This is a genomic window from Bradyrhizobium sp. UFLA05-125 (genome assembly GCF_059803515.1).
This window is the reverse complement of sequence record NZ_JBANBJ010000017.1, coordinates 1-18,597: the sequence shown is the minus strand read 5'-3', so window position 1 is coordinate 18,597 and position 18,597 is coordinate 1. Positions and strand designations below refer to the sequence as shown.

Annotated in this window: 18 protein-coding genes and 1 pseudogene; 12 read left to right on the top strand and 7 right to left on the bottom strand. The window is 57.1% G+C overall.

Features of this window, described 5'->3' with window-relative positions; translation table 11 throughout:
• Nucleotides 1-199: 199 nt before the first annotated feature.
• From SO156_RS17405 to SO156_RS17395, 3 genes are all read left to right on the top strand, one after another.
• On the top strand, nt 200-1,480 hold the full coding sequence (locus tag SO156_RS17405; protein ID WP_498535650.1) for a bifunctional DNA primase/polymerase: 1,281 nt from the start codon (nt 200-202) through the stop codon (nt 1,478-1,480).
• On the top strand, nt 1,477-2,721 hold the full coding sequence (locus SO156_RS17400) for an AAA family ATPase (RefSeq protein ID WP_498535649.1): 1,245 nt from the start codon (nt 1,477-1,479) through the stop codon (nt 2,719-2,721). Before SO156_RS17405 ends, SO156_RS17400 begins: the two co-directional genes overlap by 4 nt.
• Nucleotides 2,722-3,350: 629 nt before the next feature.
• On the top strand, nt 3,351-3,956 hold the full coding sequence (locus SO156_RS17395; RefSeq protein ID WP_498535648.1) for a hypothetical protein: 606 nt from the start codon (nt 3,351-3,353) through the stop codon (nt 3,954-3,956).
• Nucleotides 3,957-4,125: 169 nt separating this feature from the next.
• On the opposite strand, the gene SO156_RS17390 is transcribed toward SO156_RS17395, so the two are convergent.
• The 3 genes from SO156_RS17390 to SO156_RS17380 all read right to left on the bottom strand — a co-directional run bounded on the left by SO156_RS17390 (nt 4,126) and on the right by SO156_RS17380 (nt 5,990).
• Complete coding sequence (locus SO156_RS17390) at nt 4,126-4,689, bottom strand: zinc ribbon domain-containing protein (protein WP_498535647.1); 564 nt, start codon at nt 4,687-4,689, stop codon at nt 4,126-4,128.
• 307 nt (nt 4,690-4,996) lie between these two features.
• The gene (locus SO156_RS17385; protein ID WP_498535646.1) at nt 4,997-5,371 is read right to left on the bottom strand and encodes a hypothetical protein; all 375 of its coding nucleotides are present in this window, start codon (nt 5,369-5,371) and stop codon (nt 4,997-4,999) included.
• 43 nt (nt 5,372-5,414) lie between these two features.
• The gene (locus SO156_RS17380; RefSeq protein WP_498535645.1) at nt 5,415-5,990 is read right to left on the bottom strand and encodes a hypothetical protein; all 576 of its coding nucleotides are present in this window, start codon (nt 5,988-5,990) and stop codon (nt 5,415-5,417) included.
• A gap of 308 nt (nt 5,991-6,298) precedes the next feature.
• Here SO156_RS17380 and SO156_RS17375 point away from each other — a divergent pair, with 308 nt between their 5' ends.
• From SO156_RS17375 to SO156_RS17355, 5 genes and pseudogenes are all read left to right on the top strand, one after another.
• Nucleotides 6,299-8,005: an RNA-directed DNA polymerase gene (locus tag SO156_RS17375; RefSeq protein WP_498535644.1), complete on the top strand. Its 1,707-nt coding sequence runs from the start codon at nt 6,299-6,301 to the stop codon at nt 8,003-8,005.
• Nucleotides 8,002-8,193 (top strand): annotated as a pseudogene (locus SO156_RS17370) (SOS response-associated peptidase); the annotation flags it as partial. The gene SO156_RS17375 and the pseudogene SO156_RS17370, both read left to right, overlap by 4 nt.
• A 52-nt stretch (nt 8,194-8,245) precedes the next feature.
• Nucleotides 8,246-10,231, top strand: coding sequence for an ATP-binding protein (locus SO156_RS17365; RefSeq protein ID WP_498535643.1), 1,986 nt, complete (start codon nt 8,246-8,248; stop codon nt 10,229-10,231).
• Between the two features lie 189 nt (nt 10,232-10,420).
• Entirely contained in the window at nt 10,421-11,341 is a 921-nt protein-coding gene (gene ligD / locus SO156_RS17360; protein WP_498535642.1) for a non-homologous end-joining DNA ligase, read from the top strand.
• A 376-nt stretch (nt 11,342-11,717) separates the two neighbouring features.
• Nucleotides 11,718-12,020 (top strand): hypothetical protein, encoded by a 303-nt coding sequence (locus tag SO156_RS17355; RefSeq protein ID WP_498535641.1) that lies wholly within the window; start codon nt 11,718-11,720, stop codon nt 12,018-12,020.
• Nucleotides 12,021-12,308: 288 nt separating this feature from the next.
• Here SO156_RS17355 and SO156_RS17350 read toward each other — a convergent pair whose 3' ends face one another.
• Together SO156_RS17350 and SO156_RS17345 are read right to left on the bottom strand one after the other, a co-directional pair.
• Nucleotides 12,309-13,127: a hypothetical protein gene (locus SO156_RS17350; protein ID WP_498535640.1), complete on the bottom strand. Its 819-nt coding sequence runs from the start codon at nt 13,125-13,127 to the stop codon at nt 12,309-12,311.
• 16 nt (nt 13,128-13,143) lie between these two features.
• Nucleotides 13,144-13,380: a hypothetical protein gene (locus tag SO156_RS17345; protein WP_498535639.1), complete on the bottom strand. Its 237-nt coding sequence runs from the start codon at nt 13,378-13,380 to the stop codon at nt 13,144-13,146.
• 564 nt (nt 13,381-13,944) lie between these two features.
• Here SO156_RS17345 and SO156_RS17340 point away from each other — a divergent pair.
• Both SO156_RS17340 and SO156_RS17335 read left to right on the top strand, forming a co-directional pair.
• A complete protein-coding gene (locus SO156_RS17340; RefSeq protein ID WP_498535638.1) occupies nt 13,945-14,319 on the top strand; it encodes a YybH family protein in 375 nt (124 codons plus the stop codon).
• Between the two features lie 366 nt (nt 14,320-14,685).
• Nucleotides 14,686-14,880 (top strand): hypothetical protein, encoded by a 195-nt coding sequence (locus tag SO156_RS17335; RefSeq protein ID WP_498535637.1) that lies wholly within the window; start codon nt 14,686-14,688, stop codon nt 14,878-14,880.
• Between the two features lie 309 nt (nt 14,881-15,189).
• Here the strand turns inward: SO156_RS17335 and SO156_RS17330 are convergent, their stop codons facing one another.
• Nucleotides 15,190-16,182: an ABC transporter substrate-binding protein gene (locus SO156_RS17330; RefSeq protein ID WP_498535636.1), complete on the bottom strand. Its 993-nt coding sequence runs from the start codon at nt 16,180-16,182 to the stop codon at nt 15,190-15,192.
• 265 nt (nt 16,183-16,447) lie between these two features.
• Here SO156_RS17330 and SO156_RS17325 point away from each other — a divergent pair, with 265 nt between their 5' ends.
• Both SO156_RS17325 and SO156_RS17320 read left to right on the top strand, forming a co-directional pair.
• Nucleotides 16,448-16,729, top strand: coding sequence for a hypothetical protein (locus SO156_RS17325; RefSeq protein WP_498535635.1), 282 nt, complete (start codon nt 16,448-16,450; stop codon nt 16,727-16,729).
• Nucleotides 16,730-16,767: 38 nt separating this feature from the next.
• Nucleotides 16,768-16,983 (top strand): hypothetical protein, encoded by a 216-nt coding sequence (locus SO156_RS17320; protein WP_498535634.1) that lies wholly within the window; start codon nt 16,768-16,770, stop codon nt 16,981-16,983.
• 276 nt (nt 16,984-17,259) lie between these two features.
• Here SO156_RS17320 and SO156_RS17315 read toward each other — a convergent pair whose 3' ends face one another.
• Nucleotides 17,260-17,652: a hypothetical protein gene (locus SO156_RS17315; RefSeq protein WP_498535633.1), complete on the bottom strand. Its 393-nt coding sequence runs from the start codon at nt 17,650-17,652 to the stop codon at nt 17,260-17,262.
• Between the last annotated feature and the right edge of the window lie 945 nt (nt 17,653-18,597).

The window sequence follows — 18,597 nt, the reverse complement described above, 5'->3', positions numbered from 1 at the left end:
ACGCAAAATTACAGTCTGTGGCATTCCGTCTCGGCTTTGCGAAAAACGCAAATGGTCGCTGGGTGAACCCGTGCCCCGGCTGCGGGGCCGAACTTGGACTGTACACCACACCGAACGGAAACATCCGCGCGTCAGGTTCCCCGAAGTGTGAGGCCGTTTCGTTGCTTCAGCAATGGCTTCACGATGAGGGGTGTCAGTTATGAAGGGCGGCCTCATCGACGCCGGGCTGGCCTACGCCGCGTGTGACTTGTTCGTGTTCGAGGCCCGGTACAAGCGGTCGAAAAATGGCAAGTGGAGCAAGCAAGGTCGTTGGTCCGGCAAGAAAACGAACGGTCGCAATTGGGGCATGACCAAGGATCCGGCTGAGATTCAAAAACTCTGGGGCAAGTACCCCGACGATCCGCTCGGCATCCCGACGGGATCGGTAAATCGTATCTTCGTCCTCGATATCGACACTATCACCGTCGATGGCCACAAGTATGACGGCTTCGCAGCCCTCCGCGCTTTAGAGGAGAGGTACGGACGGCTGTCAGAAACCCTGATGGCGCAATCGCCCACGGGATCTATTCACTATTACTTCCGATTGCCGCCGGGCCTGCGGATTAAGAATAGCGCGTCCGAGATCGTAATTGACGGCAACACCCGCGCGCTCGGCATCGACGTTCGAGGCGAAGGTGGCATGGTGATTGCTCCGCCGTCAAAACATCCGCGCGGCGGCGAGTATCGGTGGCTCAACAATGTCGAAATAGCTGACGCGCCTTCGTGGCTGATCGACAAAGTGCCAAAGTCAGATGACGTGCGGCAGAGGTCTGGTGTCGCGCGTACGCGTGTGCCCGCCAAGCCGAAGGTCGCGAGCATCTTGGATCCGGTGCTGGCGGCGATGATGCGGGCAGACAGCGGCGGCGGTGTTTCGCTGCTGCCGGAGGACAACGACCTTCCCAGTATCGAGAGGATCACGCTGGCGTGCCGGGCCGTTCCGAACCGAGATCTCGGATGGGACGACTGGAACACCGTCACAATGGCGATATGGCACGCGACCGGCGGCAGCGCGGAGGGTCTTACGATACTGCATACCTGGTCGCGCAAGAGCACCAAATACGACGCAGCGGAGACCGACGATCGCTGGGCCACCATCACCAGGTGGCCACCGACGAAATTCAACGGCATGGCGAAGCTCGTGGTTCTCGCCAAGCTGGCTGATCCAGAGTGGGAGCGGTGCAAACCGCATCTCAAGATATGGGCCGCGCTCGCTCGCCTGCCGTTCGATGAGAAGTATCAGTTTGCCGTTGGCTCCTCAATCCGAGCCGAGCTGGGCGATGCTGGGTTTGATCTGTTCGCGGATTGGGGCGGCAGCAATTGGGATCGGTGCATCGATGGCCCCGGACATTGCGGCGACAACATATATCGCCTCGCCGACAAGCACGACCCGACGTGGTGGCATTTGTACCGCAGGATGCTGGATGCGGGGGTGAACTCGTGAACACTAAATCCAAACTCGAACAGAAGGCCGAGGCGGAGGTCAAGGCCAAGCGTTCCCCCATATTGGTGCCATTAGACTTCAAGCACTCGCAACTGACCGGTACGCCGTGGGTTGCGGTGGGCTTCGCACTGCGCGGGGCCGTGACCATCATCTCGGCGACCGGTGGCACGGGGAAGACCCAGTTCACGCTTCAGGCGGCGATCGCGTTCTCGTTGGGCGAAGACTTCGCGGGCTTTCACCCGATGCGTCAGGACCTGAAGATAGCATTCGTATCCGGCGAGGAGCCGCTCGATGAGATTTGGCGGCGCATCGCGGCGATTGAGGTTGCTAGGGTCGGTTACAAGGCCGCAGACATCGAGAAGATCAAGGAGCGTCTGAAGGGCAGATTGTTCATTTGCCAAGGAAAGAACGTCGCCTTGGTCACGAAGGGCACCACAAAGAATGAAGTTGCTCAACGAACGTCGTTTCACGAGGAACTGTGCGAGGAGATCATCGATCTAGGTATTGATCTTGTTATTTTGGATCCGCTCATCCGCTTGCACACTGGTCTCGATGAGAATTCTGCCGAGATGCAGGAGCTTCACAACGCTGCCGACGACATCGCAACGCGCGGTAACTGTGGTGTGGTGTTGGTTTCTCATACCAACAAGATGTCTAGGGGGACCGTGGACGATCAGAACGCGGCGCGTGGCACTAGCGCCATGACCGACGCCGCGCGCGTCGTAATCATAATGGCAAACATGACGGAGAAGCAAGCCGAGGACATTTTGCCCGAGGCCGAGCAGGCGACCTACATGCGTTATTGCCGCCTCGGTGATCCGAAGCAGTCCTACACCCTCAACTCGGGCTCGCAATGGTTTCGCAAGAAGACAATCAAACTGCCCGTCACTCTGGAAGACGACACCGACGATTATCGTTTTGTTCTGGAGCCATGGAAAACAAGCAACGACATACTGTCGGCGGAATGGCTTCCGCGGTTTCTAGACCGGCTGAAGCAGGGTCGAGGCGATGGCGAAGCCTTCACCGCAGCGACCGACGGCCCGAAATCTAGTCGCGCCGACGCGTTGTTGCAGGTTGAGTTCAAACTCTCCAGGAACCAGAGCAAGGGGGCATTAGACCAACTGATCAGGGCCGGAATTATCCGCATTGTCGAGAAGCACAGCACCAAGGGCAAGAAGATGGTTAAGGCCTACGAGGTCCTCAAGGGCGCACCAGTGCAGGCCGACGATGAGCTCCTATAGGTCCAAAATGCGCGGTCCCCGCAGTATGCACGCAGACCGTCTGCGCACACTGCGCAAGGGCCGCGCGCAGTCTGAAACCCTATATACAGACTGCGGGACTGCGCAGCACCCGGGCGGGCACCCCAGCAGCGCAGTCTGTAGGCCGTCAAGGCCGGGCCTACAGACAGACGCAGCCAGAGGTGTGCCGACGGTTTGCGGCGGAAGCCAACCTGCCGCCATTTATGCGGCCCGCCCCGCGTCGTGCCGAGGGGACCCAGCACTCAGATGGCAGCGCAATACCCAAAAAGGCCATAGCCTGCAACGGTGCGTACCTGTGCGATTTCGCATGGCTATGGCCCCAAGGGGCACCCCTGGCAGTTCGTCGCACCAGCAACGCCCGCAAGTGCTCCTTGGGGCCCGGCCATGAGCCTCGGAGCGTGGCCCTGCCCATGCCACCCGCCGCAACGAGCCGAGGTTTGGGGCGAGCAGTACGGCGGCTTAGCCTGCTGCTGGTTCGGGAGGCCGACCGACAATTGTGGTGGGGGTGATGGCGCTGCTTCCAGCAGCCCAGCGTTAAACAGGCAAACTGACAGAATCGATCATTTGCAGATGAAAACGCATCGAGTTCAGTAACAGAATGGGTGAAACGTATGCGACGGATACCACTTGAGCTTGGGCTTCAGCTGAATATCAATTTATTGAGCCGCGACGGCTTCATTCAACCTGGAAAAGTGACTCAGCTGTCACGCTTTCGTTGGTTTGATGGAGACGGCAACGAGCTGGCCTCCGCACGCATCGAAGCTGACCTCACAAGTCCCTCGGCCGACAATGTGACGTACGGCACGATGCGGATTCATGCCAACTGGATCGATCAGAGCATCCGGCTGGTCGGCTGCCCGCGTCATTTCGGTGGAGTGCAACTTTATTTTATTTGTCCCGCTCAAGGCCGGCACGTTTCCGTACTGTGGTCTCTGCCCGGCGCAAGGTTTTTCGTTGGACGAAAGTCATTGGGCAAACAGGTGGCATATACGTCACAGTACTACTCACCAGCGGCTCGGGCGCATTACATGAAAGAAAAGCTTTGCGAACGCATCGCAGGACTGGAGGCGGACGAGTGGATTGTGCCGCCCAAGCCAAAGTGGATGCGCTGGCGGACCTACGAACGACTGGCAAAACGGTTTGAAAAATATAGTAGCGAGGCCGGAGTGCTACCGGTGCTACCCCGAACGTTCTCGCTCGACGGCGACGTTGTCTAGGCCCCCCTGCAACTCGAAAAATCTGCCTAACGAATCGAAATATGTTGGCTAACTGCGCTGCGACAAGCCAAACTCGATACCCGTGGCGCGCCGAAATCCATGCCCTGTTTATCGGCAAATATTGTGGTGCCGCGCGCACCCGAGCGGCTTCCGTGCGGCTCCCCGGTCATCAAGCGCCCTGCCGGGTGCTGACGTCCGGACCCGGTCTGCCCAGCACGCCCCCCAAGCCGCAAAAGGCGCCTAGCCCAGGTGCCAAAACCACCTGCGCCAGAGGCCCCGCCAGCCCCCATTCCGGCCCGGTGGTGCGACGAACGCCCGGTCCGGTACAAATGGGGCGGTACGGCTCCCAGAACGCCAGTTCGCGGGCCGTGGCCAACGGTGGCGCGCTTAGGACCACTGCTTTGGCTTTTGGAAGGCCACCTTGCAGCCAATAACGCACGTAGGCCCACCAGCTACTCAGTGGCTTGCCGACGCCGCCCAAACCCAACTGTCGCTCCAAGTGCCCCAAGTTGGCGATGAGCGTTCGACTTTTCGGCTCAACCCATCTCAAGGAGGCGTCGCGGGCCGCCCTATCTGCCAGGCCCCTCGCCCAAGCTTTGCCTTGGGACGTGTTGGGATCGCAGGGATTGTCGGCGGCAAGTTGGGACAAAGGAAGATCGCGCCCACAGTGCTTACAAACGATCGCCTCGCGTCTGATGGACGCTGCGCAGTAGGGACACTGCCTTGCCTTCACGACGCTCAACCCATGACAAACGTTCGGCCTCTTGGAAAGGCAAGGGCAGCGCTACGAGCAGAATGAACGCCAATCCACAAGCGTACGGGCCCCAAGACCTGCGCGCTTTGGTGAGCAGCTGGGTCCTTATGGTGTCTGTTGCCTAGCCCTGCGCTGGAGCCACCTTCTCCCCTTGCGGGAGAAGTATCGACGCGAAAAACATTGAGAGATCAAAGGCTCGGCGGGTCAGTATCCGCCGAGTGTCAGGAGTAGCCTTCCAATCTTGGCTTGTCCGTCTAACGCCCGGGATCGGCTCCATGGACGAGGGCTATTCGGGCGGATCAGTTGGCCGCTTTAGGCGCTCGCGCCATTGGCGATCCTGCCGAACCAGCAGCGGGTCCCGGCGCTTCCGCTTTCTACCACCGGAACGAACGGCCTGAGCGACGACTCCGGGTCCCGGAGATACCGTTGTGGTAATGTTCGCGCCTTGAAGGCCACGAAGCTTGCTCGTGACGGTGACGTTCTCAGCCTTCGCGGCCTGAATGAGATTATAAATGTCCTCGCCCTTTATGCTTTTTCCGGGCTCCGCAATAACGATGGTGTTGAGTTCGATAGGCGCGGCGTTGGCCTCGTCTTCTGCGGCAGCAGACCGACCCATGGTGACGACTTGCTCAAGCGTGGATTCGTGAAGCACATCTCCCATCCCGGCACCGCCCGCGAATCGTTTCCGCACCTTTCCCGGGTTCTTACGCATATATTCGAGGAGACCAATGTCCTGCTCGGAAAGTGCCGCGTGGAAATCGTTGTATCGGGATGAACGGCTTGTCATCGACATACATTTGAAAATGCCAATGGGGTCGTTTGGAGTGTTCGCCGCCACCGTCGTGGCCGCTGAGATCGCTTGCGCTGCAAGAGAATGACCATTGCAGGTTTTTGTACTTGATCGTGAGCTCGACAAGCTTGCCACTGCCCTCATCAGCGAGGTCGTTGATGTTTTTCGCGAATGCCTCCTCGTTCGCGACCCAACGCAAGTAATGTTCAAGCTTGATGAGCCCATACTTCTGCGTGATCAGGTCGAAATGCTCTTTGCCGAAGCCATCGGGTTTTAGAAGCCAATGGGAGCATGGTTTGGTCGAATCAAACGCAGTCAGCGCGTCGCCGCAGACCCAACATTGCCCCGCTCGAAATTTCTTCTGAAATGCCTTGTGTTCGTCCTCGCCCTGTTTGCGCGCCTCCTCGTTGAGGCGCGCCTGTTCCTCAGGCGACAGCTTGGACAGATATTCAGCATACGCTAGGGCACGCTGCTTGACGCCATCAGTCATTAGGAGATTTCCCCTTTGGGTAAGTCCGAGGGAGTGGCAAAGTACCTCGCCAATTTCGGTGCGGCGTCGCGGCAGGTCTCTCGCGGCGCCCTATTCAAACCGGAATCACCGTACGCCTACCGCAATCCGTGCGACATAAGCTACCTAGCGGCCGGTCACCCTGGATCAGTTAGCCCAGCCTCTTGTATGAAAGTATCTTTTAAGTAGTATCTCGCCTGTATTGCAAGTTATCCTAAGAATCAGTTTTCGTCGATATCCTTGGCATTCGGCCAACCGCTCACCACGAAAGAGAATACAGACATATCGCCATGAGCGCTAAAACGCCTAAGGCGCGACACGCCCGCCTTCTCTCAAATGGGTTTTTCCCCCCGGAAATGCCTTCTTGTTTCTACAGCGAGCGATTCGGCGCTAGCCGCGAGGCGGTTCTAAAGGCATTTAGCGCAATCCCGTCGAAGAAAAAGGGGCCTCCGCACTTTCATCTATTCAAGGGCGAGCGTGCCGTTTTTCACTTTCCTCGCTTCGGCCGCGAGGACCGTAGACACGCATACATCAATCCCATCTCGTACTTTTATTTGTCAAAGGTCCTAGCCGAGAATTATGTCGGTATCCGGAAGCTCAATCGGCGTTCAAAGATTTCTATCGCGCCCGCAATATTTGACTGGGCCGGTGAACGAGCGCTGATCAGGCCCGCCTTCGACGCTCGGGATGCACAGAGGGTAACCCTAAACGCAGGCTACGAGCTACTGGCAGAGGCCGATATCACGGCTTTCTTTCATTCGGTTTACACGCACACTATTCCGTGGGCGATTCATGGCAAAGTCCTCGCTAAGAAGAAAAAGCAGGACATGACCATGTACGGGAATCTTCTCGATCTTCTCGTGCGGAACGCTCAGGACGGGCAGACTATCGGATTGCCTGTCGGTCCCGATACATCCAGATTGCTGGCGGAAATTATTGGCACCGCTGTTGATCAAGCGCTGCAGACTGCGCTCAAGGGCAAGCGAAACTGGAGCGCAAAACAACGCGGGGGAATGCGCTTTGTAGACGACTATACCTTCGGCTGCACCTCGCGGCAGGAGGCTGAGATCGTTGTCGCAGCTGTCCGTCGTTGCGTGAACGAATTTGAGCTGGAGTTGAACAACAACAAGACAAGCATTTCACCAACTGGGCCTTTCTTCCCGGCGGCATGGAAAGAACACGTCAGAAGCCTTCTCCCGGGCTCCAATGCTGATAGAGGCAGCCTTCTTCAGTATTTCTACGGCATAGAGGTGGCGGTTCGGGCCCACCCGGAAGCCAACGTCCAGAAATTCGCTATTCAGAACGCCCGTCGCCTTTTCTTGGAATGCGGAGAATGGCGGCTTATTGAAGATTATCTGCTCTCCAGCTACCGGCAGAACTCTACTGTTCTTTCTATCATGCTCGAAGTCCTAATTTTTCGAGATCTTGATAGGAAAGATGTCGGTGTTGAGCGCGTCGGAGCTTTCGTGGCAGCGCGAATTCCGACGCTCACACGTTTGCAGAAGCGTGGCGAAATCTGCTGGCTCCTATTTCTTTGTATCTGCCTAAAGGCGCCCATTCGGGCGGCGGCAATCTCGGAGCTGTTTGATGTGGAAGACAGTGCGATTGCCATCCTGATTAGCGACGCCAAGCGTCTTGGCCTCATTCAGGGGGGCATCGACCAATCATTGTGGGACCGCAGCCTAACGGCGGATGGCCTCCGGAGTTCAATGTGGCTCTATTCTTATGAAAGCGCCCTGAAGAACCTAAACTCCAGCGGATCGAAGGCTCATGTTACAGCTGATCCGTATTTTGGGCCCATGCTAGCACTCGACATCGAGTTCTACAGGTCCGGCTCATCCCATATGAACCGCAATGCATTGCTCGCACGGCTACGGCTAGAGCGGGCGCGGCAACAAATCCAACAAGCTGCGGTGGAAGAGGACCTGGCGGAGGAGTTCGACGACTTTGATGCGGAGGTCGAGGAGGCTGACGAGAGCGAAGACGATTTTTATTGACGACCGCGCCGAACGCGATCGTCGAGCCGATCCAGTCGAAGGCCATGCCCGTAGTTCTGACGAACGATGATGTCTGGATGCGGGCGCCATGGGATGAGGCCAGGGCGTTGCAACGGCCGTTGCCGGATGACGCGCTCGGGATTGTCATGCGAGGAGCCGACAAAGAAGATAAGGCCGCCGCTGCATGAAGTTTACCGATCAACACGACAATGCTAATCTCTTGGTCGGGGGGACCGGGCAATGGCGGCTGAAACTGACGCGCATTACAAAGTTCAGGTTGATAGCGACCACATTAGAAAGCTTACTACCGGCCGCCCGATTGCGGCGGTCGCTGAGCTTGTCTGGAACGCCGTGGACGCAGACGCCACCCGTGTCGATGTCGAGGTCGAAGGCAACGACATTGCGATGACCGCGGTGGTGATCCGCGACAACGGACACGGCATCCCATACAATGAAGCTGGCTCTCTGTTCGGCAAACTTGGCGGATCGTGGAAGGGGCTTGCCCGGTCTAAGGGACAGGCGCGCTTTCTGCACGGCAAAGAGGGAAAGGGCCGCTTCAAGGCACTTGCCCTTGGACGAGTAGCCGATTGGATCGTTACCTTCCGCGACGGCGGAAAGCTCCTGCAATACACAATTACCCTCATCCGAGACGACCTCGTAGATGTCCGCGTCAGCCGCCCCGTTGAGGTAGCGCCCACGCTATCGACAGGGGTCGAGGTAAGGATCACCGAGTTAGATCGAACTTTTCGGTCGCTGTTGCCGGATCAGGCCGTCCAGCCCCTTTCCGAGATTTTTGCTCTGTACCTGACGGACTACCCTACGGTCGCCATTTACGTTGACCATCAGAAGCTCGATCCTTCGGAATTAATTCGTAGCCGAGAAACTTTCGACCTTGAGCCAGTTTTCGATGATGGAAAGGCGTACCCCGCGAGGCTTGAATTGATCGAATGGATCGCAGCGCAGGAGCGATCCGTCTTTCTCTGTGGTGATGAAGGGTTTCCGCTGCACCGGATAGTGCCATCGTTTCACACGCCCGGTGCGCAGTTCTCGGCCTACATCAAGTCGCCATTGATCTCGGACCTCCTAATGAAAGGCACGCTCGACCTCGCGGAAATGAACGCGGCGGTCGAAAAGGCATACGAGGAAGCTTCGACGAAGATAAAGAACTACTTCCGCGACCGCAGCGCCGAAGCTGCCCGGTCGGAGATTGATGAATGGAAAGCGGAGAACGTCTATCCCTATCGCGACGAGCCAAAAACCGCTGTTGAGACCGCAGAGCGGCAGGTTTTCGAGATCGTTGCTTTGAACGTCAACAAGCATCTGCCCGAGTTTGCGACAGCCCCGAAGCAGACGAAGGCCTTTCAGTTGCGCATGCTTAGGCAGGCAATTGAGAGAGGTCCGGACGAGTTGCAGTTGATCTTGCGCGAGGTGCTCGAATTGCCCGAGCGAAAGCTCCAAGAACTCGCAAAGCTGTTGGAAGAGGCTGATCTCGCGAACATTATTAGCGCATCCAAGATGGTTGCTGACAGACTGAAGTTCTTGCACGGGCTCGAAGCGTTGCTGTTCAGCGCTGAGACAAAATCGCATTTGAAGGAGAGAAGTCAACTTCATCGCATCATCGCAGACAATACGTGGGTGTTTGGCGAGGAATTCAGCTTGACGGTCGATGACCAGTCGCTGACAGAGGTCTTGCGGAAGCACCGAAAGCTGTTGGGCGACGACGTCGTTATCGATGGTCCTGTTAAGCGGATTGACGGCAAGGTTGGGATCGTGGACTTGATGCTCTCCCGCTCCGTGCCTCAAAGCCGTGCGGATGAGTTTGAACATCTCGTCGTCGAATTGAAGCGCCCGAGCGTTAAGGTGGGGGCTGACGAAATCAGCCAGACCGAGAAGTACGCCTACACGGTAGCGAACGACGAGCGGTTCCGACATGTTAAGACAAGCTGGAATTTTTGGGTCGTCTCCAATGACCTTGATCCTTTCGCGCAAGTGAAAACGCGACAGAAGGACCGCCCGCGCGGACTTGTTTCAGATGCCGATGACGGCCGGGTGAAGGTCTGGGTCAAGACGTGGGCAGAGATACTAACCGACGGCAAAGGGCGAATGCGGTTCGTACAAGAACATCTGCAAGCCAACGTCGATCCCGACCGTTCCCTGAAATACCTCAAGCAGACTTATGACAAATACCTTAGCGGCATAGCCGACGCCGATGAGGAAGCCGCTTAGGCTACTCGCCGCATCGCGCGGCCCGGTTATCGCCTGCCGCCTAATGCTAACGCGACCGCACTTTCTCGCAGATTGAACCGGCCACCTGCCGCTCTATCCTGCGGCATCACGATCCAGCGGCGGCGACCCTCCGGCTTCATCGCACCGCGCCTGCCGTCGAAGCCTGATCCTAATAGCAGGGGGTTTGGTGTGGCCTTCCAGCGGAAAAGACCGGCAGCCATCGGCATCAAGGCTCCGTTTCCCGGCTTCATCGAACCCGCGCTCGCAACCGCCGTCGAGAAGGTCCCGAGCGGCGCTCGCTGGATACACGAGATCAAGTTCGACGGCTACCGCGTGCAAGTGCACATCGCCAACGAGGCGGTGAAGGTCTACACCCGGCGCGGCAACGACTGGACCAAACGCTTCCAGAAGATCGCACACGACGCATGGCACATCGGCGCCGGTTCAGTGATCATCGACGGTGAGGTCGTCGTGCCATCAAAGGATGGCACCACCGACTTCTCCGTGCTGCAAACCGAGCTGAAGGGCAAATCGACCAAGATCGTCCTGGTCGCGTTCGATCTGCTGTATCTCAATGGCCGCGATCTGCGGAAGCTGCCGCTGACCGAGCGCAAGTTGCACCTGAGGAAGGTAATCGACGGCACCGATGTGCAATACAGCGACAGCTTCGAGGTCGATGGCAAGGAGATGTACGAGCACGCCTGCAAGGTTGGGCTCGAAGGCGTGGTGTCGAAAGTTCGCGATAGCGCCTACACGTCCGGTCGAGGCAATAACTGGGTGAAAAAAACCTGCTTGCAGAGGGAGACGTTGGTGATCGCGGGCTTCGCTCTCGACGGCAACAAATGGGACGGCATCTATGTCGGCCGCCGCCAGGGCGAGGACCTGATATATGCAGGCAAGGTCGATCATGGCTTCGATAAGGCATCCGCCGCCGATCTGCGCCAGCGGTTGACGCCGCTGATCCGCAAGACGCAGCCCTACACCAAGCGCATCGCTCGAAAGGGCATCTGGGTTGAGCCCGAGCTTCTCGCGGAGGTCGAGTATCGTGCCAAGTCTGCTCAGGGCAAGGTTCGCCATCCGTTTTTCAGGGGCATTCGAGAGGACCCCTGACCTCAGCGCGGCGCGGACGGCGAAGGGGTGATCACGCAGCAAAGACGGGCGAGCGCGCCTGCGCCTCCTAACTCGCGACCTGAGCCGACATCCCGTTGACGATTTTCCGGTGGTCCCGCGAAGGCTCGCGAAGGGGCTCGAGTAAAGGAGGTGGCTGCTGCCAAGCTCACAGCAGGGGTGTCTTCGCTCGTGCCGCGCCTGCCACGGTAGCGCCCAGTGAGCCATGGCAGTCGCAATGGATCAGGCTACCGCAATGCGGTACACGATGCCCCGCGGCCATATAACCAGCTTAAAGATCCCTAAGAAGGGCCAACGTTTTGGGGGCCGTCAGAAGGGCACAAGAAATAAGGTCACACGCGAGCTAATGGAGGCAATTTTGCTCGCCGCGGAACAGAGCAAGCTCTCCAAGACGCACGACCTGGTGGGTTATGTCACATGGCTCGCCGACAACCGCCCCGAGACCTACGCCAGCTTGCTCGGCCGCATGATCCCGCTGCAGGCCAAGGTCGCAGTCAATGGCAACATCGACCAAACCATCAAGGCCAAGCCCGAGACCGCGATGACGCCGGACGAACTGGCCGAGTACTACAACAAGCTTCGCGCATTGCCAGCGAGTACGAAGCCCCTCGTCATTGTCGACGATAACGGCGAGCCGCTGTACTCTGAGAACGCAGAATGATGTGCTCGCGCTGCGCATACAGCTGATCCTGGCGAGGTCACATGTGAAGCGTTGTCTAAAATTATTGAAAGGGGCTAGAGCAGCCGCTTTGGAGCGTTCGGATCGCTGCGAGGGCAGTACAGCCTGACGATTTCTAGCAACCAGATCGTAGAGTTGGATAACAAGACGGCCGCAGGGAAGAGGGAGATAGGCCTTCGCCAACGACCAGGCAACGATCCAAAGTTGTCTACGCTCGATGCCCACGCTGCGAGCGCGTAGCACGCCAACTGTTCCTATCTGACACGGCTACTAGGATGGGATCGCATCGTAGTTGATCTTATCGAAGCGGTTCGCCTGAGTTTCGAGAGCCGTCCAATCGAAATCATAACATTCTGCATCGGGCCAATCGTTCGGATATTTGATCCTAAACAACGAGCCCGTGGACGCTTCCATCGCGTGGTAGTCATGGCCCTCAGCCACAATGCTGACCGGTCCAGCACCAAAATCCTGGTCCAAAAATTGGGATGAAACAAGCACGAGGAGCCCAGCGACGGCTGTTACGAGATTTTCGAAATTTGCCTTCTTAAACTCGTCGTGTCGGTTATGTTTGCTTGCGTTGTAGGCTTGATACCAAGGGAGACCTAGCCCACCTGGATTTGGCAATCCACGTGCCGACCTCCATTGGTCGAACGGCTTGAAGATCTTGGGCGCGCCATTCCAGATAGGTAGCATCACCTCGTAAGATGATAGGTGGTGCGTAGCGTCTACCTTTCTGTAGTCGGTCATATTCAGTGACCGATTTGCGGGTTGCGTGAAGACGTTCTCTTCTAGGATTGCTTTGAAATTGGCCTCTACTTCAATACAGGCGCGCATGAACAACGCGTGCATTCGATATGAGAACGCGGACAGGCATTCATCGCTTGGCTCCAGATACTCGAAAATCGATTTGAGATCATCCTGAATTAAAATTAGAGCGCGCACGTAGTGCTCTGCATTTTTGGCGTAGTTGCGATCATGGATGTAAGCTCGGCCGCTGTAACCGGAATTGGGGCCGGGTTTGATCGTTCGATAATTTCGATGGAAAGGCTTTGCGAGGCTCATTGTTGCTTCACCACCGATGAATTTCAAACGATGTCTTCTACCTTCAGCGCCACTCCTCCTGCGGCATCGTCACTTGTGGCACTCGGAGCTGCTCTAGCCCTCGCTCGATTACTCGTAGGTCCTCCTGAACATGCTTCAGGGCCGGACCCGGATTGATGCCGGACGCGGCTTGTAAGCCTCCGAGCAACTGGCGCCGAAGTTCACGCATGTCCTCCAATGCTCGGCGATTCTTCAAACGTACATAAGCGGAAACGATCAATTCAATGGTGTTCAATGGCATGGGTGCTCCGAAAATACACTTCCTGAAAAAGGCGCTGTCGGGCTGGAAATACAGATCCCGGCAGCGCCGTATTTTCTAACTGGGCGCTGAAATCCCAGTTGATTTTGACTATGCAATGGTCATGCCACAGGTTTGTGACAGGACCGTCCTCGCGGGCAACTGAAGAGGGCGCAGACGGAAAACGGTTCTGAAACCGATTTCGGCGCTTGGCGACATCGATCGGAAGCAACTGCTGAGTAATATGCTGCAATCGTAACCGAGCTAGCCGCAGTCATGCAACCGGCCTGGAAGAAGCTCCCTGTGTTCGCGCTGGCAGCCGCTTCATTGCTCTTAGCCGGTGCCAGTTGCAGCAGGATACCCGCAGAGGGTTTCCGAACCCACCTTGGGCGCTGAGTGGCAGTGCACCCGAACGCTAACCGTGACGACGTGCCGCCCGAGCGCTCGGTCCATCGCCGGGTGGCTACGGTTCTCTCTCCAAATTTGCGGGACGACGTTCAAGCCACATTCATCATGATCCATCTAAGTCGCGCTCCAGGAGCGGCGACTGCCTTATGATGGAACCTTATGTCGATTTCACGGGGCGACTTCGATCCTTTGGCCGCTGTCGTAGACTGGCTCGATGCCTGCCGACGGGGAGACCTCAATGCGCTGCTCAGTCTGTATGACGAGCAAGCGGTCTTGGAATGCGACTGCGAGGACGTGAGCTTAACGGGGCGAAATTCGATCGCGGCTTACTGGGCACCGAAGCTCGAAAGCAAGCGAGGACCCGCCTTCAACCTTGACGATGTGGCCCTGACTGACCACGGGGTTCAGATCGACTATCAAAGCTATGAAGGCAAGCCGGTCCGGCTTTACTTTCGCTTCGGCGCCTCTGGCAAGATCATCTACACAAGCTGCGGCCCGTTAGTCCATCGCGCTGCCAAAAGCTCCTTCAACTAAGAAGCCCGTCCTAATTTCAGACCGGCCTTTTGAGCTTGAGAACGTCGTGGCCCACGTTGCCGAGCTGCGTAGGCGGCCTCATTGATGCGCGAAACTCCGGGAAGGACGACCTTCCGCAATCGGTCGTCCGGGTCCTCTTGGCCACCTAGGAAAGGCGGGTACGCGGACGGCCCGGTGCGAAGATATCTGCCATTCTGCATATCGCATTTAATTTTGTACCCACTCGCACACAAAGCGTCGCGAGATGGGGCGCTCAATACGGAAGCTGTGATCTTCATGGGTTGGAACCCGGGGCCCGGCACGAAGTTAGGCAGATTGCGTGCCATCGCGGCTGCGCTTACCGACGCGTTGCATTGGAGGCGGCGCATGAAAGTCATCGTTGATGAAACCGGCGAGATCATCGCCCTAGCAACGGATGATCTTATTCTAATCGGTGGCCACCATCGCCTCGCCGTGGCGGGCAGCATGGGTAAAAAACTGTTCTGGCGAGATACCGGCGAACCTGTGAAGCTTGATCTCTTCTTCAAGCATCATGGAAGTTCCGTTCGACATACAGCCTGAGCCGCGTGGGGGTATCGTTGTTCGGGTACATCGCAGCGGTTGTCATCATGGGCTGACGCTGGCAAGTCGCAGTAACGCTGCCGAAACAAAAACATCGCTGAAATTAACTTAAAGCGAGCTCCGGCAAGAAAAGCCTTCGTAGTAAAGCTAGGAAGATCACCGAGCGATCCTGATTATGTTGACGCGATCCCCCACGTCCCGCTGCGTCAAAGGCATCAGAAGTCTTCAGAAAATGGGCATGCTCGCGACAAAGGCCTTTTTCAACAGAATCGACCAGTTCCAGACTCCAGCAACGCACAAATAGCTAGCTCATTCGATCACCTTGTCGGCCCTAAGTATCAAACTCGCAGGTACATCGAGGCCAATCGCCTTGGCGGTTTTCAGGTTGAGCGCGAGTGTGAGTTTGGTCGGCTGTTGAATAGGAATATCGGCTGTCGCAACGCCGTTGAGAGCTTGGCCGATCTCAACCACCCATAGACCGAAAATATAAGGCCAGTCTGGCGCATAGGCCAAACATACTTGTCCGCTTTCCGCAATGTCCGTCCACCAAGTGATGGATGGCAGGCGATATTTCACTGCCAGTTGGAGTATCAGCTCGCGGTGCTCGGAATTGGGAGGAAGCCCGTTGGCCATGAGTGCCTGAACCGATTGCTGTGCCATGGTCTCGAAGGCTTGCCGGTACTCCGTTTCTCCTGCCGACGTTTCCATCGATATGCCGATGATTGAAACTCCCAACCGATGGCCAGCTTCTTTGACAGCCTGTCCCCAAGCCCCGTCCCATTCTGCGCGGTTTGAGAGATAGGCAATGCGCGTTGCAGAAGGGACCGCCTGCAAAAGAATTTCAAGGTGCTTTCCTTGCATCGCGATCCCGGCGTCCAAGGAAATGCCGGTGATGTTATGTTCTGGCCTTGCCATATTCTTTACAAGTCCAGCAGCGACCGGATCGCCAAAAGTTGCAACTATGGGAATTGTGGTTGTCTCTTTTGCGACCTGCAAGATGAGCTGATGATCGAACCCAAGCGCTATCACGTCGGGCTTTGCTCGCACCACCTTGCGCGCGATCTCTTCATTGCGTTCGGGCCGACCCTCGGTGGCATATCGATCCACGATCAGGTTCTTGCCCTCCGTGAAACCCATCTGAGGCAGCCGATCGAAGAGAAGCGCCCAGTAGGTCGTTGCGAAGCTGTCCATTCCAAACTGGCTGCAAACCGCCAAGCGGTGGATCTTATTTGGTTCGGCCGCATGCAAGGCATTTGCCGCTGTGGTGGCCAACAACCCAGTAAGAAGGTCCCGGCGTCGCATGTGCCCCTCCTTCCACAAACTACGATTGTAGGATCAAAGCTTATCACCTTTGTGGGCTCTCCGCAGGGACCCAATTGAAGAAATTTCAGGGGCACGAGCGGCAAGAATTAGATCGAGCAAATGTCTTCCGGTCTGTGCTTCAAATCAGAGGCAGGGTGAGGGCCCCATGGCGTACCTTGCAGCGCAGCTAAGGAACAACGTTACATCTGAGAGCTTGGCGGAACGAAAAGGGTCGTCAGTCTTTCTCTGGGTTTGAGAGGTGCCCATGACGTCTCAGGCCATAGAAGGTGCGTGTGCATTCGCTTGGCGCAACTACTTGCTGCTCCACAGCGGTGTCAGCGAGAACGACATAAGGCGTTCGGCCCTCTATCGCTATGTCACCAATCTTGGTGGTAACGGCCGACATGATTTCGATCTGTTGCAAATAGCGGCAGTCGCTTACTTGAAACGGCTGGCTGAACTGCACGACGAACGAGCTGCGAGACGCGCGGCAGATCAAGTGTTGGCCGAGTGTTTAGAATCACAAGGTACGAAAGCCGACAACTAGCTTTTGGCCAGTAACACCGGAGGAAAGGAGCGAACAGCATGACAGAGAAGACCGCCACCGGCGACCCACAAAAGCGAATTGCCGCAGCGACGGCAGTCGGCATGAATGCCCTCAACCCAATGATTCACTTTCACGTCTCAGTGCTGAGGATGTGGGCCGATAGTATTGAGCGGCTCGTGGGCAATTACGAAAAGCGGGTGCAAGAAGCCGCGACCGGCGTCAAGCAACAGTCAGATAAGGAACGCGCCGCCTGATTAGCGCTGACGTCGTCGTACCAAAAGAGCGTTGAACCGAAAATACCAAAGGCCCTGCGGTGCTCACGCCGGGCCTTTGTGCATCGAGGGGCGAACGCAACCGTAATCACGACCGCCAGCACCAAAAAGATTGCGAGCACCAACTTCTCGCTATCCGGCATCGCGGGCCTCCCACTGCTCGCGCTCCAGGTCTTGCGCCTGAACAAGCTCGCGCTCCCTGGCGGTGTCGCGCAGCCGACTCCAGATCCACTTCCCACGCTGCATGCCGGGCATCTGTCATCCGTTGTCGTAAGGGTTGCCCCGCAACGCCATCTGGATGACGGCCATGACAATGGCGCCGAGAACACCGCCGATCAGTACACCTGCGGCGAACCCGCACCAGAAACTCATCGCTCTAGACCCTGATTGGTGCTCTGCCCTTGGTTCGCCATGGATTGCCCCGACGTTCTGCGCGGGTGAGCGCTTCCACACCGGGATCATCCGGTGTGCAAGGTCGCCACTTCGTGATGCCGTACATATCCCGAAGCCGATAAGGTGGGGATAGGTTAATTCAGCGAATACACCGCTTCGCAGCTTGCGGTTATTTCTCAGCTTGAGAGAGATGGGCACGACACCAAAGAATCCCACAAGCAACTTCGTGATTTCGAGAAGGTTCTGAAGATACTCCAAGACCACCGCGAGATCATCATCAACACGATTGAGCAGATCGACAAAGGCTTGGTGAAGCTTCCGACTGAGCTGCTTTAACTCTCTGACGAAAGCGGGTCATGCGTCCGACGCCCGAGGAAGAGGTCAGGGTAGCCCTAAGCAAGTTCCAGGGAACGGTCCCAGATGTGCCGCCTCCGTTCTATCCACTGTCTGTTTGTGCAGGCGCGAGCGTAAGGCGTCTCTCAGCCACCGCCGGGCGGGAGCCAACTTGGGCAGATCGCACGACTAAGAGGTTTTCAGGAGACCTGGGGGCGAAGGTGCCGGGCTTAGCTTTGGCTGGCTCAACCACTCGCTGATCTGCGCTGCTTTCTCAGCTCGTTGCGCTCGGTTCATCATAAGCTCGCGCTCAGTGCCGGGTGGAAGTCGTTCTGCTGCTTCTCGAAATTGCGTAATTGCATCAGCGAGACGTTCGTTGAATGTCTTCGTATGTTTGACGTGCCGCCGTTCACCCATTGCATCCTCCTACGCTACTGCAAAATAGGTGCTGCCTTACCTTGGCACTGGAACGCGGGGGATCATCATTGGTTCCACAGCCGGAAGGAAGACGAAGGACACGGGTTTAGGAGGACTAGCGAGGTTGGCTCACGGCTTCTGTTCTTTTAGTCGAAGATGAAACTGATGATCGCCGACATGTTGGTCGAGCTGGGTCACGAGGTAGCTGGCGAGGCTGGCGATCTAAAGACTGGCTTGACGCGCGCCTCCTCAGCGGGGATCCACTTGGCTGTCTTAGACGTGAGGCTTGGCGCCATAGCTCAGAGGCTATCGCAGTCGCGCTGCGAACTCGGAAGATCCCGTTCGCTATGGTGCGGACGCCGTTCCCGCAACTTCAAAGAACGCCCGGCTCTTCGCAAGCCAATTTCGGATTGAGGAACTGGAGCGCTGATTGCTTGCGTTAAGGGCTAAGAC